Annotated in this window: 11 protein-coding genes; 4 read left to right on the forward strand and 7 right to left on the reverse strand. The window is 41.8% G+C overall.

Translation table 11 applies throughout. The annotated features are described in order from the left end of the window. Positions 1-103: 103 nt before the first annotated feature. Together KVT11_RS10330 and KVT11_RS10335 are read right to left on the reverse strand one after the other, a co-directional pair. Positions 104-241, reverse strand: a complete 138-nt coding sequence (locus KVT11_RS10330; protein ID WP_017359491.1) for a YozQ family protein — start codon at positions 239-241, stop codon at positions 104-106. Positions 242-290: 49 nt separating this feature from the next. Next, complete coding sequence (locus tag KVT11_RS10335; RefSeq protein WP_017367443.1) at positions 291-503, reverse strand: DUF6501 family protein; 213 nt, start codon at positions 501-503, stop codon at positions 291-293. A 209-nt stretch (positions 504-712) separates the two neighbouring features. On the opposite strand from KVT11_RS10335, the gene KVT11_RS10340 reads away from it, so the two are divergent. From KVT11_RS10340 to KVT11_RS10355, 4 genes are all read left to right on the forward strand, one after another. Further along, positions 713-2,197, forward strand: coding sequence for an aldehyde dehydrogenase family protein (locus KVT11_RS10340; protein ID WP_017359492.1), 1,485 nt, complete (start codon positions 713-715; stop codon positions 2,195-2,197). A 98-nt stretch (positions 2,198-2,295) separates the two neighbouring features. Continuing rightward, positions 2,296-4,173, forward strand: a complete 1,878-nt coding sequence (locus tag KVT11_RS10345) for a terpene cyclase/mutase family protein (RefSeq protein ID WP_210552078.1) — start codon at positions 2,296-2,298, stop codon at positions 4,171-4,173. Beyond that, entirely contained in the window at positions 4,166-4,987 is an 822-nt protein-coding gene (locus tag KVT11_RS10350; protein WP_210552079.1) for a superoxide dismutase, read from the forward strand. The genes KVT11_RS10345 and KVT11_RS10350 overlap by 8 nt, the downstream gene beginning before the upstream one ends. A gap of 152 nt (positions 4,988-5,139) precedes the next feature. Further along, positions 5,140-6,090, forward strand: coding sequence for a bile acid:sodium symporter family protein (locus tag KVT11_RS10355; protein WP_017367447.1), 951 nt, complete (start codon positions 5,140-5,142; stop codon positions 6,088-6,090). 31 nt (positions 6,091-6,121) lie between these two features. Here KVT11_RS10355 and odhB read toward each other — a convergent pair whose 3' ends face one another. The 5 genes from odhB to KVT11_RS10380 all read right to left on the reverse strand — a co-directional run bounded on the left by odhB (position 6,122) and on the right by KVT11_RS10380 (position 13,926). After that, the gene (odhB, locus tag KVT11_RS10360) at positions 6,122-7,378 is read right to left on the reverse strand and encodes a 2-oxoglutarate dehydrogenase complex dihydrolipoyllysine-residue succinyltransferase (RefSeq protein WP_007500721.1); all 1,257 of its coding nucleotides are present in this window, start codon (positions 7,376-7,378) and stop codon (positions 6,122-6,124) included. Positions 7,379-7,392: 14 nt separating this feature from the next. Next, positions 7,393-10,227 (reverse strand): 2-oxoglutarate dehydrogenase E1 component, encoded by a 2,835-nt coding sequence (gene sucA / locus KVT11_RS10365; protein ID WP_035391743.1) that lies wholly within the window; start codon positions 10,225-10,227, stop codon positions 7,393-7,395. A gap of 224 nt (positions 10,228-10,451) precedes the next feature. Further along, entirely contained in the window at positions 10,452-12,368 is a 1,917-nt protein-coding gene (locus KVT11_RS10370; RefSeq protein ID WP_210552080.1) for a vWA domain-containing protein, read from the reverse strand. A gap of 11 nt (positions 12,369-12,379) precedes the next feature. Continuing rightward, positions 12,380-13,258, reverse strand: a complete 879-nt coding sequence (locus tag KVT11_RS10375; protein WP_017367449.1) for an ATP-binding protein — start codon at positions 13,256-13,258, stop codon at positions 12,380-12,382. A gap of 89 nt (positions 13,259-13,347) precedes the next feature. Further along, on the reverse strand, positions 13,348-13,926 hold the full coding sequence (locus KVT11_RS10380; protein ID WP_007500730.1) for a superoxide dismutase family protein: 579 nt from the start codon (positions 13,924-13,926) through the stop codon (positions 13,348-13,350). Positions 13,927-13,958: the final 32 nt, after the last annotated feature.

Here is a 13,958-nt window from a genome sequence, read left to right on the forward strand (position 1 = left end):
TTTCTATCACGCTGAAAAGAAGACAAAGGGCTAAAATAAAGTTCATTTTAGCCCTTTGTCAACAATCTGAACAGTGATTATGTAAAATCACTGTTTTAAATGACTATTCATCTTTCGGGGTATCAATCGTTCCTTCGGCATACACATCAGAAATTTGCTCAAGTGTAATCGCCATATCAGCATCTTCATTGTCATGCCAAGCATTTTGATGTTTCTGCTCTTCTTGCTGCTGCTTTTTCATCATCATCACCCTTTACTGTTTTTCTTAGTATGAGTGATGACCCTCAAAATCATTCAGCAGAATTGTCTTCGAAATACTCTTTGTAATACCCGCCTACTTTACCCGTATTATCAACGACAAAGAGAAATTCCTCTGTTTCATTTTTCACATCATATGTGTGTCCAACCGTTAATGCCCGGTCAACCATATATTTTTTCGCATTTGTATGTACACATTTTACTTGTTTTACCGTTTCAGCCGTTTGCCAGTTTTGATGGATCATGATTTAAAAACTCCTTTTTTCATCTATACATTTATTGTAGCCAATTTTTCGTGAAATGCAATGAGTGTTATCGATTGCTTTCAAAGATGTCGTGTAATATGATAAATGTATACGTTTACATGCGTGTGCGTATACAAATGGCTTCATGTCCACTTTTTCCACCTAGAACTCGCAGAACAACCCATATCTTTAAGGAGGTTTGTTTATTTATGAGCTCTACAACACTTCAAATCAGTTCAAAACTCGAATCTTTTCTCCAAGGGACGAAAAAACTCTACATTAACGGTCAGTTTGTCACAAGTCATGATAATAAAACATTCTCTACGCCTAACCCTGCCACAGGAGAAACCCTTATTGATGTATATGAAGCAGGTGCAGCCGACATTGATGAGGCAGTAAAAGCTGCTAAAAAGGCGTTCCATGGACCTTGGCGTTCTATGTCTGCAGCCGAACGTGCCCGCTTGATGTTTAAGCTGGCAGATTTAATGGAAGAACACCAAGAAGAACTGGCTCAGCTGGAAACACTTGATAATGGAAAACCAATTAATGAAACAACCAATGCGGATATCCCTCTTGCCATTGAGCACATGCGCTATTATGCAGGGTGGACCACAAAAATGACTGGACAAACCCTTCCTGTCAGCCAGGGATATTTTAATTATACCCGCCATGAGCCTGTGGGCGTTGTGGGACAAATCATTCCTTGGAACTTCCCGCTGCTCATGGCCATGTGGAAAATGGGTGCTGCACTAGCAACAGGCTGCACCATCGTTTTAAAGCCAGCTGAACAAACGCCACTATCTGCTTTATATTTAGCTGAATTAGTGGATAAAGCCGGATTCCCAGAAGGCGTGATTAACATCGTTCCTGGATTCGGTGAAACAGCCGGTGAAGCATTAACCGATCACCCTGATGTCAATAAGCTGGCTTTCACTGGATCAACAAGTGTTGGGAAATTGATCATGGAGAAAGCAGCCAAATCCATCAAGCGTGTTACTTTAGAGCTTGGCGGAAAATCGCCGAATATTATTTTACCAGATGCTGATTTAAAGAAAGCCATTCCAGGTGCATTAAACGGCGTGATGTTTAACCAAGGTCAAGTGTGCTGTGCAGGATCAAGGGTCTTTGTGCACCGGAGCCAATATGATGAAGTCGTCGATCAAATGGCTAAATATGCGACATCATTAAAACAAGGAGCCGGTCTTCATCATGATACCCAGATTGGGCCTCTAGTGAGTAAAGAGCAGCATGAACGTGTGTTAGGTTACATCGAAAAAGGGAAGTCAGAAGGTGCAACAGCCGTAGTCGGTGGTGACTGCCCTTATGAAGCAGGCTATTTCGTCTCCCCTACTGTCTTTAGAGATGTAGAAGATGAAATGACAATCGCAAAAGAAGAGATCTTCGGTCCAGTTCTATCTGCGATTCCTTACGATTCCATTGATGAAGTGGTCGAACGGGCCAATCAATCTGACTATGGGTTAGCGGCAGGACTTTGGACAGAAAACTTAAAGCATGCTCACGATATCGCTGCACGCCTAGAAGCAGGAACCATTTGGGTCAACTGCTATAATGTCTTTGATGCCGCCTCCCCGTTTGGCGGATATAAACAGTCAGGCCTTGGCAGAGAAATGGGATCATATGCCCTTAACAACTATACAGAGGTCAAAAGCGTGTGGATTAATCTGCAAGACTAATCACGCTAAAGCCGGTGACGATGTCATCGGCTTTTTTTGTGCTGGCATGTGACAGGCCGACTCCTGAATATAGTGATAAAGGAAAGGAGCATGGCCGAATGCAAGATTTTAAAACGAGAGTCAACGAATATATCGATGAACTGCACATGCAGGTAGAACGCAGACAAAGAGAAGATGGCGCATTTATTTTCTGCTTTGAAGGACCTATGATGACAAATGCTTTTTTCATTATGCTGTTAAAAGCCGTTGGTGACCCTGATCAGCAATTGATCCATCAATTGGCCGAAGCAATACATGCCAAACAAAATGAAGATGGTTCCTTTTCTTTGTATCATGACCAGTCGGGACATCTCACAGCTACAGTACAAGGTTATTGCGGCATGCTCGCATCTGGCAGATTTCAAAAAGACGAGCCCCATATGGAAAAAGCAGCACAATATATTCGCTCAAAAGGTGGCCTAAAGAACGTTCATTTTATGACAAAATGGATGCTTGCCATAAATGGCATGCACCCTTGGCCCTACTTCTATGCACCTCTTTCCCTTTTACTCATCCCTACGTCTTTTCCGCTGCACTTCTACCACCTTAGTGCCTATGCAAGGATTCATTTTGTACCCATGATGATCGCACTGAACAAACGGTACACCTCTCATGCTGCGTTTCCATCATTAGCCCATCTTGATGAAAACATGTCTAAAAATCCATTTGACTGGTTTATGGCAAGAGAAGAACGTTCGACTGATGACTTCCTCATGTATATGCGGTCATATACAGCCCTCGACAGCCGGCTCGACTTTTTCGGATATGAAGCGGCAAAGCGATACATGTTTGACCGTCTTGAAAAAGATGGGACGCTGTACAGTTACTTAAGTGCAACCATCTTTATGGTCTATGCCCTCATGAGCCTGGGGTACTCCCCTGGACATCATCTCATCCAAAAAGCAGTCAGAGGTATGAAAAAGCTCGTCACCTCCTGTCAAGGCAAGATATATGCTGAGAATTCCACCTCGACTGTGTGGGATACAGCGCTTGTCAGTTACGCTTCTCAAAGAGCAGGAAGAAAACGAGAAGATCCCATGATCATGAATTCCTTCACCTATTTGCTGGATCGGCAGCAAATGAAGAAAGCGGATTGGGCAGTTCATAACCGTCATGCTGCTCCCGGGGGCTTTGGTTTCTCACATATCAATACGAATAATCCTGATTGTGATGACACGCAAATTGTGTTAAAAGCGATCCCAAAAGAATACGCTCCACTTCAGTGGAAACGAGGATATGACTGGCTTCTCTCCATGCAAAACCGTGATGGCGCCTTTTCTGCTTTTGAAAAAAATCAAGATCACTTTCTGCTTCGTCACCTTCCGCTTGAATCTGCGGAGGATGCGGCGATTGATCCGTCAACTCCTGATATTACTGGTCGTGTGCTCCATTTGATTGGTTTAGAAGAAAAAGATACTACTTCACACTCGATTCTCAGGCAAAAAGATCGATGTGTAAAATGGCTCATTGACCACCAAGAGAAAAACGGATCATGGTTTGGCAGATGGGGTGTTTGTTATATTTATGGAACTTGGGCAGCGTTAACAGGACTGAAAGCGGCCGGCGTTCCCTCCTCACACCCTGCTGTGCAAAAAGCGTGCCGTTTCCTAAAGCAGATTCAGCTTGAAGATGGCAGTTTCGGAGAATCGTGTAAAAGTGCAGAACTGAAAACCTATGTCCCGCTTCCCTTTGGCACAGTGGTTCAAACCGCATGGGCGACCGAGGCGCTCCTCCAATATGAGAAAGCAAATAACGCAGCCATTTTGAAAGCTGTCTCCTTTTTAGTGAACCATCACCATACTGAAGAAGCCATGTACTATCCAGTCGGCATTGGACTGCCAAAACAATTTTACATCACCTATCATAGCTACCCATTTGTGTTTCCGATGATGGCTTGTTCTACATTTTTAGACGAAATGAGGCGTATACATGAATAAAGAAGAATATCGCTCACAGCTCAAAGAGTGGCTTAGCACGATTCAACATGTGTGGCAAGATGATAAAATTCATCGAAAAGTGGAAAATTTACGACTTAAAATGGAGGATGACCATTCGAGTGAGCAAGAATGGTACGAACTAGCCGAAAGGATTGCAGAAGACATGCAGCCACACGAAGAAGTGCGCGATATAGCAGCTGGAAAACATCAGTTACCACCACTGCCTTATCGGTATGACGCGCTCGAACCTTATATTTCAAAAGAAATTATGTACTTGCACCATCAAAAGCATCATCAAACTTATGTTGATGGTCTAAATCAAGCTGAACTTGCGCTAAAAAAAGCAAGAAGAACCAACGACTTTACGATGATCAAGCATTGGGAACGTGAGCTTGCCTTTCATGGAGCAGGACATTATTTACATTGTATCTTTTGGTTTTCCATGAGTCCTTCAGGGAAAAGAAAACCTACTGGTCAAATGCTTCGTCTCATTGATCAATCATTTGGCAGCTATGAGGCGTTCAAGTCACATTTTTCAGCTGCTGCCAAACAAGTAGAAGGTGTTGGATGGGCGATCCTTGTATGGTCCCCCCGATCTCAGCGTTTAGACATTTTACAAGCAGAGCGCCATCAGTTCCTCTCTCAATGGGACGTCATCCCCCTTCTTGCTCTTGATGTGTGGGAGCATGCCTATTACCTCCAATATCGAAATGAAAAGGCGCAATATGTAGACCGGTGGTGGAATGTCGTTGACTGGCGTGAGCCAGAAGCAAGACTAAAACAGGCTCAACAAGTAAAATGGACACCTTTTTGATCGCATACTCCACATAGTTCATATACTATGTGGTTTTTTTATTAGTTTACATAATAATATTATGAACACCAAATGCAAAATCATAGGTTGTTTTTTCAGAAAATTCATTTAAAATAGAAAAGATATGAAAAGAAAGAGAGTTGAAAGATAGTATGAACACCCTTTTACACATTAGTCACTTTGCGGGAAGAACATTTGCTATATGGGTCATTGTCTTTGCTTGTCTAGGCTTTACTTTTCCTGCGACATTTTCTTTGATTGGACCTTATATCCCTTTTTTACTTGGCATTATTATGTTTGGCATGGGGCTGACGCTGTCTTCTGAAGATTTTAAAGAGCTTTTTAGAAAGCCTCTTTATGTATTGATCGGGGTTTTAGCGCAGTATACACTGATGCCACTCATTGCATTTTTATTGGCCTATGGGTTACATTTGCCTTCTGAAATCGCTGTCGGTGTCATCCTCGTCGGCTGCTGTCCAGGCGGGACTGCATCCAATGTAATGACCTTTTTGGCGAAAGGAAATACGGCCTTATCCGTTGCCGTGACAACGATCTCGACACTACTTGCTCCCATTTTGACCCCTGTTTTTATTTATATTTTTGCAAAATCTTGGTTATCTGTATCACCGGGTGCTTTGTTTTTGTCGATTGTCCAAGTTGTCTTAATTCCGATTATTTTAGGGGTTATCGTCAAATTGTTTTTTAAAAAACAAGTGACGTATGCTGTACAAGCACTCCCGCTTGTATCTGTTACTGGCATTGTCGCCATCATTGCAGCTGTTGTCAGCGCAAATAAAGAACAGATTCTGCAATCTGGACTGCTTATTTTTGCCGTTGTTGTTTTACATAATGCTCTTGGTCTATTATTGGGTTACCTCATTGCAAAATGGTGTAAAATGGACATTCCTTCTCAACGAGCAATTTCAATAGAAGTAGGGATGCAAAATTCTGGACTTGGCGCAGCCCTTGCGACCGCACATTTTTCTCCACTTGCCGCCGTTCCCAGTGCCATTTTTAGCGTATGGCATAATTTATCTGGCTCTTGGCTGGCAACATTTTGGTCAAAAAGAGGCTACTCAGAAAATAAAGACCAAAAAAGCTAGTACCCTGATCGGTACTAGCTTTTTCTTTCGATTATCCTTCAAGCAATAGCTGTTCAGGATCTTCAAGTAGATTTTTAATCGTGACAAGGAACCCAACAGCTTCTTTACCATCGACAATACGGTGGTCGTATGAAAGAGCTAAATACATCATTGGACGGTTTTCAAAGCGTTCTTCATCAATTGCAACAGGACGAAGCTGAATTTTATGCATACCTAAAATTCCAACTTGAGGACTGTTTAAAATTGGTGTTGAAAGCAGAGAACCAAATGTTCCTCCGTTTGTGATCGTGAATGATCCACCTTGTAATTCATTGAGCGATAATTTGTTATCTCTTGCTTTTTTCGCAAGATGACCGATTTCTTTTTCAATTCCTGCAAATGATAGTCTATCTGCATCACGGACAACTGGTACCACAAGCCCTTCATTGGCGGCTACAGCAATACCGATGTCATAGAATTTTTTAATGACAAGCTCATCACCTTGAATTTCTGCGTTGAGAAGTGGATATTTTTTAAGTGCTGCTACCACTGCTTTTGTGAAGAAGGACATGAAGCCCAGTTTCACATCGTTTTGTTCAAGGAAGGCATCTTTGCGACGCTTTCTTAGATCCATGACAGCTGTCATATCGACTTCATTAAATGTTGTCAGCATCGCTGCCGTTTGTTGAACTTCAACTAAACGTTTTGCAATGGTTTGTCTGCGGCGTGACATTTTTTCACGCTCAACTGGTTTCCCTGCTTGATCATTTTGCACCGCAGCATTTGCTTTTGGCGCGGCTTTCGGTGCACTTGCAGGAGCTTCATTCTTTTGGTAAGAAGCTACATCCTGCTTTCGTACCCTGCCCAGCGGATCTGCGGTTGGAATCTCAGATAAGTCTAACCCCTTCTCTCTTGCTAGTTTTCTAGCTGCTGGAGAAGCGATCGTTCTGCCATTACCAGATTTCGGCTCTTCTTTTGCTGCCTCTTCTTTTTGTTCAGCTGCTGGTTCTTCTTTCGAAGCTGGTGCAGAATCTTGCTCAGGTGCTGGAGCTGCGGACTCGCTTCCGCCAGCTTCACCTGCTGCAATCGTTCCGATGACTTCTCCAACTTGGACAGTGTCACCAGAATCTTTCAGTACTTCTTTTAGAACACCAGATTCTTCAGCTGTCAATTCGACATTGACTTTATCTGTTTCAAGTTCTAACAGGTATTCCCCCTGCTCAACATAATCGCCCGGCTGTTTTAGCCACTGAGCAATTGTTCCTTCCGAGATTGATTCCGCTAGTTCAGGTACTTTAATTTCCGCCATTTTTCATTTCCCCCTTAGTTTTTGCGAGTCAAGCTATCAGATACAATTCGTTCTTGTTCTTTTTTATGAACAGTTGGATCACCCTCAGCCGTACTTGAACGTCTTCTGCGGCCGATGTAACGTACTTTTACTTTTTCAGATGCAATTTCACGTAAATATGGCTCAATATATCCCCAAGCGCCCATATTTTGCGGTTCTTCTTGCACCCATACGATTTCTTCTAAGTTCGTCAGTTTTGATAAAATGGCTTTAATATCTTTGGCTGGGAATGGATATAATTGTTCCACTCTCGCAATATGAAGCCAATCTTTTGAGTCTTCCATTTGAGTAAAACGATCACTAATATCGATCGATACCTTCCCGCTCGATAGCACAAGGCGTGTTACTTTTTCATGATCATGCACAAGGCCCGGCTGTTCAAGAACTGGACGGAACTGTCCATCTGTTAGTTCTTGGACTTCGGATAATGTGTTCGGGTTTCGAAGCAGACTCTTCGGTGTCATGATGACAAGAGGACGAATCTCTTCACGAAGCAGCATTTTCGCCTGTCTTCTAAGAATATGGAAGTATTGAGCTGCACTTGTCAGGTTCGCAACTGTCCAGTTATTCTCAGCAGCTGATTGCAAGAAGCGTTCTGTTCTTCCACTAGAATGTTCTGGACCTTGTCCTTCATATCCATGTGGCAAGAGCATCACAAGCCCTGACTTTTGTCCCCACTTGGCGCGGCCTGCTGAAATAAATTGATCAAAATACACTTGAGCCGCATTTGCGAAGTCTCCAAATTGAGCTTCCCAAATCACTAATGTTTCAGGAGAATAGACATTATAACCATATTCAAACCCGATGACAGAGCCTTCTGACAGTGGACTATTATGGACTGTAAATGATGCATTTGCATCACTCAGTTCATGAAGAGCAATGAATTCATCACCCGTTTGACTGTCGTGAAGAACAAGGTTTCTTTGAGCAAATGTGCCTCGCTCAGAATCCTGTCCGGTCATTCGAATCGGCGTACCGTCTTTTAATATAGATGCAAATGCCAGTGCTTCACCAAGTGACCATTCCACTTTGCGATCATCTGTAAACACTTTTGCACGTTTTTCAAGGATCCGCTTTAGCTTACCGAATACTTGGAAGTCTTTCGGCCAGCTAATTAATTCTTCATTCAGCTTTCTTAATACATCAAACTCTACAGATGTATCAACTGCAGGGAAGCCGTTAGATACAGGCTCTGGCAGTTCGATTTCTTGAATCGTATGTTCTTTCTTTGAAGGTACTTTTTTATAAGCTTCTTCAATTTTTGCCGTGACAGCCTGCTCAATTTCTTCTCTTTGTTCTTTTGACAGAAGACCCTCAGTGACAAGCTTATCCGCGAAGATATTCTTGACCGTTTTGTGCTTTCTGACCGCATCGTACAGCATTGGCTGAGTAGTAGAAGGCTCATCCATTTCGTTATGCCCATATCTGCGGTAGCCAATCAAGTCAATTAAGAAATCCTTCTTAAACCGTTTACGGTATTCTACCGCCAGCTGAACAGCTGCTAAACAAGCTTCTGGATCGTCTGCATTGACGTGAACAATTGGAATCTCGAAACCTTTTGCAAGGTCACTAGCGTATTTCGTTGAACGAGATTCATTGCTTTCTGTGGTAAATCCAATCATATTGTTGGCAATGATATGGATCGTTCCCCCCACTTGATAGCCGACTAATTGACTTAAATTTAATGTTTCTGCGACAATTCCCTCTCCAGGAAATGCAGCATCCCCATGAATTAAGATGGCTAACGCTTTTTCAACGTCTTGAACTGGATAGCCTTTTTGAGTACGCGATTCTTGCGCTGCACGAGTGCTTCCTTCAATAATCGGGTCAATAAATTCCAAGTGACTTGGGTTATTGGCAAGTGTGACTCTTGCACTCTTTGTATCTTCATCTTTGATTTGGCGGTCAGCACCGAGATGATATTTTACATCCCCTGTCCATCCGTAGCTGATGCCAATAGAGCCTTCTGATGGTACAAGCTCTTTATTAGGCGCATGCTGGAATTCTGAGAAAATGATCTCATATGGCTTTCCTAACACATGTGCTAATACATTTAAACGGCCTCTATGTGCCATTCCAATGTTAATATTTGAAGTCCCTTGTGTAACAGACTCGGATATAATTTCATCAAGTACTGGAACAAGTGCGTCTAATCCTTCTATAGAAAAACGCTTTTGTCCAACAAATGTTTTATGAAGGAACTGCTCAAATTGCTCGACTTCTGTTAATCTTTTGAGTACAGAAACTAGTTTATCTGCTGGTTTTTTCTTAAATAATTCGCCAGACTCAATAGATTTAGAGAGCCAGTTGCGCTCTTCGAAGTCATGTACGTGATCAAACTCAAATGAAATGGTACGCTTATACGTATTTCTCAAATGGTTAATGGCTTCTATGCCGTTTGAAATGTGTTTAGGTGCATCTGGACTAATAATTGATATTGGAATATTCTTAACGTCTTCTTCAGTTAAACCGTATTCCTTTAATGGAAACAGCTCTTGTAATTCCTTTTCTTTGCGAAGAGGATTGACGGAAGCATTTAAATGGCCATACGTTCTGATGTCTTCTGCCAGTTTAACGACTGATGCTATCTTTTGGATTTGTTCAGAAGTAACTACGCTATTTTCTTTTTTCCCAATTTCCTCCTTCATTTCACTCGGTGGTGCACCAAGTTCATCAAATATGCCTCTTATGTCTTCATCAACACTAGTAGGATCCTGGACATATTGATCGTAGAGCTCGAGCACGTAGCCGAGGTTCGGACCATGAAATTCTTCCCAACTCAACGGTTGTTTCACATCATTTTGAAACATTTTGAACACTACCCCCAACTTTGATCATCAAGTGATTGAACACTATCTCGATATAACTTCCAGAACACAATGACCAAATTTATGTAATAAAACGCTTCCAATCATATTCTACCACTGTTTCGGATTACTTTCTACATTCTTTGTTCAATTAAAGATAAAAAATTCAAAGAAAAACAAAAAATTTAAATCATTCCGAAAAATATTTTAAAGAAAGGGGCAAAACCTTATGCCCCAATGCTTTTATGCAGCAATTTCTTGAGTAATGGATAGAGCACATCTGGCAATGTATCGACATCCGGTACAAAAATGCTGAACTTGCCATACATATCTTGGATCGTTTTCATCTGCGCCTCTTCAATCGGAGAATTGGATAAAAACACATTGATCACTTCAATTCCCTTTTTTCTCGCTTCGAGAACCGCTTCATGTGTATCCACGATCCCATTTTGTTCGTAGCTGAATGCAGCCGGCTCTCCGTCTGAGAAAACAATGAGGAATTTTTGCTCTTCTCTTCGTTTTAAAATCATTTTTGTCATTTGGCGAATCGCATATCCATCCCGGTTATCCTCTTCTGGCTCAAGTGACATAATGGATGGTCCTGCGTCAAATAAGGAATCTTTGAACGATACGACGGTGTTAAAGTAGTTCGGCTGACTTGTTTCAGTTGCGTCATTTGTATCTTCCCAGAACCCTACAATTTGATGAGGTACCTGCACTGATTTTAAAGCTTCATGAAACAGAACAATCCCTTTTTTTGTCTCATCCATCTTGTCAAACATACTTGCAGAACAGTCAACTAATAAAGTGAACACAGCATCAATTTGAGAAGATGGCGCTTGTTTTTTATAAAATAGTCGAGGGTTAGACTCTGTAAAATAACGAATGAGCTTTTTACTGAGACGTCCTGTATGAAGATCTGTTTTTGGCCATGTTTTTTTATGCTCAAGTGTTTTTTGAATCATTTGTTTTAAGCGTTTCTGATAAGGTTCGATTGCCTTTGCGTGCTGCTTGTACACATCTATTTGCTCTGGTGAAGGAGGTTCTGGTGAAATCATGACTGGAAATGCATATTTGTTTTCTTTTCCATTCTCATGCGCATCTGCCCCGCTTTCTTCTCCTTCTGCCTCTTCTAGTGCTTCAAGCTTTGAATAGTCTTTTCGATGGGTTTGTTTGGCTGAACCTTGAACCGTTCCAAGCGCCTGATCTCCATCGTCACCTTCTCTTGCCGCATCTTTACCGAGATCGCTTTTACCACCGTGTTCTAAATCAAATTGAAGGAAACTTTTAGATGGTGCTTCCGTTTCTCTATGCCATACTTCCATATATTCATTATGGATGTCTTCATCCCCCTCTTTTTCCCGATCGACTTTTATATCCTCACTTAACTTAGGCTTTCTTTTGAGGTCATGGAAAAGCGGTTCTTTTGCCGCTTTTTCATAGTCCAATTCTGGGAAGAAAAAGTATGTGTTCAGCATATCCTTTTCAAGGAGCTCATCAAAGCCTTCTGTCAATTCCTTCACAATGATGGCGATATCAGATGTCGAGCGTGCGTCATATACACGTTCAAGACTTGACTCAATAAACGGAATCATTGGATCTATCCGCTCATGAAGGGGTGGAATTTCTTCAAGCGGAGATTCGGCTGTCAGCTTCACGTATATCGCACAAAAGAGTGCATCTGTTAAAATACTACGCTCTTGGTTAATCGTTAATTGTGTTTTAAAGTGACGTCTGTAAAGCTCTCTTCTTCGTTTAAATACCTTTTTTGTTCCTGGGCGGTCACGTTTAATCCGCTCTTCAATGCGGATATCTTCAAACAGCATAAACAATTGTTTGCACACATCAGGAATGGATAATGTGTGGGCATAGCGAATGATGTCTTCAAATACTGTAAGATCGCTATACACTGTCCCTACTGCTCGCAGAAACACATCACTTTTTAGGCCTGCCATCATATCCTCTTGATGACGATCATCCCAAAAATGGCTGATGAAAATTTTCTTTTCAAACGGTTCATAGTACGATTGAACACCGTATTCAAGCTCCACATCATCACTTTTGGCAAGTGTTTTGGCTAAATCCGTTAATTCCATAAATAGAAATGAATCGATTCTGCTGTCATTAAATTTGATGAATTTCAAAAGTCAGAACCTCACTCGAATAATGTTTGAGCGATATTTCTTACCGCTGCTTTTTCCCGGTCATCTTCTAGCTTCTCTACAATTCCTCGTTCAATTGCACGAAGCGGCGGAATATATTGCGCAAGATCACATGTGTCTAACAGTGCGCGAATGGATGCGGCTTCTTCACTGACCTGTCCATTGTGTGCTTGGACGATGAGATCTGATGAGAGCTGTACGAATTGATCGATTAAACGCTCATCCTTTAATACGGATTGAGTGTGCAGTACTTCTTTTAAAATGCCACCGCCAATGTAAGGAACTTCAATGACGACAAAACGGTTTTTCAGCGCTTCATTGAGCGGCACTGTCCCCACATATCCCTCATTGATTGCTGCAATCACGCCAAAACCTTCTTCTGCTCTAACGACTTCACCTGTAAATGGGTTTGTCATCATTTTTCTGTAATCAAGCACACCGTTTAAAATAGGCAGTGTTTCTGGTTTTGCCATGTTGATTTCATCAATATATAAAAGGTGTCCTTTTTTCATTGCTTTTGTAACGGGTCCTTCAATGAATTCTATAGAAGCAACTTGTCCATCATTATGGATGGTTTTATAGCCAATAAGACTTTCTGCATCAAGGTCAACTGAGCAGTTTACACTGTGCATCGGCTGTTGAAAGAAAGCGGATAAAGTTTCTGCTAGTTTGGTTTTACCTGAGCCCGTCGGTCCTTTTAACAGAACATTTTTTCCTAGGGCAAGTGCAATCATGGCATCTTGAATAATAGACGTATCTTGTGATTCATAGCCGCCTGTTCCGATAAGCGGACGAAATTCTTCTTCGAGAACTTTTCCTTTTGCTTCGATCATTGCTTGAATTTCTTCTGGGAGTGATGGTTGGTTAAACATATATGATTAATTCCTCTCTTCGATCATTTTCCTCACCAAGTATACTAAAAAAACCTTTATGCACTCAATACATAAAGGTTCGTCTTCTGTTATTTTACCATTTCTTTTGTGATGGCTCCGCAAGCAATGCGTTTCCCTGAGTTGCCAGAAGGGTTGCTTAAGTAATCATCTGCTTCTGCATGGATGATGAAACTTCGCCCGTTTTGATCGATTAATTGATTTGGGCCTCCCTTTAACGTCACATCTGGTACATTCACGACAACATCAATTTGTCCATCTGCCCCTACCTCTAAATTAGGCATATCTCCAGCATGATGCCCTTTTGGGTTGTCGAAGCCATGCTCTCTATGGGTCGGATTAAAATGTGCACCTGCTGTTTCAAAATCTGGCGTTTCACATATTCCTGTTTCATGAATATGAAAGCCGTGAGGACCTGGTGGCAGTCCTTTCGCTTTCACATGCAGATCCAGCCCATTTTCTGAGGACTCTCTTATTTCAATGCTCCCTATTTTTTGCCCGCTTTCGTTTATGAGTGACGTTGTGACTGGTGCTTGTTTAGGTGCGGCAACTTCTCTTGTTTCTTCTGTCGTTTCTTTTTTCGGCGGTGCATGACATGCTGATGCGGTAAAGATCAAACATATCATGATCATCCACACTGACTTTTTCATTTATGACTGCCCCCTTTTGATATCAGTATGGA

This window comes from Bacillus sp. GbtcB10 (assembly GCF_019091365.1).
In the GTDB taxonomy this organism is placed as follows: Bacteria; Bacillota; Bacilli; order Bacillales; family Bacillaceae; genus Bacillus; species Bacillus altitudinis.

What these genes read in the sequence shown, in the direction of transcription:
- KVT11_RS10330 (WP_017359491.1), bottom strand. Translation starts at nt 241, where the DNA reads ATGAAAAAGCAGCAGCAAGAAGAGCAGAAACATCAAAATGCTTGGCAT.
- KVT11_RS10335 (WP_017367443.1), bottom strand. Translation starts at nt 503, where the DNA reads ATGATCCATCAAAACTGGCAAACGGCTGAAACGGTAAAACAAGTAAAA.
- KVT11_RS10340 (WP_017359492.1), top strand. Translation starts at nt 713, where the DNA reads ATGAGCTCTACAACACTTCAAATCAGTTCAAAACTCGAATCTTTTCTC.
- KVT11_RS10345 (WP_210552078.1), top strand. Translation starts at nt 2,296, where the DNA reads ATGCAAGATTTTAAAACGAGAGTCAACGAATATATCGATGAACTGCAC.
- KVT11_RS10350 (WP_210552079.1), top strand. Translation starts at nt 4,166, where the DNA reads ATGAATAAAGAAGAATATCGCTCACAGCTCAAAGAGTGGCTTAGCACG.
- KVT11_RS10355 (WP_017367447.1), top strand. Translation starts at nt 5,140, where the DNA reads ATGAACACCCTTTTACACATTAGTCACTTTGCGGGAAGAACATTTGCT.
- odhB (WP_007500721.1), bottom strand. Translation starts at nt 7,378, where the DNA reads ATGGCGGAAATTAAAGTACCTGAACTAGCGGAATCAATCTCGGAAGGA.
- sucA (WP_035391743.1), bottom strand. Translation starts at nt 10,227, where the DNA reads ATGTTTCAAAATGATGTGAAACAACCGTTGAGTTGGGAAGAATTTCAT.
- KVT11_RS10375 (WP_017367449.1), bottom strand. Translation starts at nt 13,258, where the DNA reads ATGTTTAACCAACCATCACTCCCAGAAGAAATTCAAGCAATGATCGAA.
- KVT11_RS10380 (WP_007500730.1), bottom strand. Translation starts at nt 13,926, where the DNA reads ATGAAAAAGTCAGTGTGGATGATCATGATATGTTTGATCTTTACCGCA.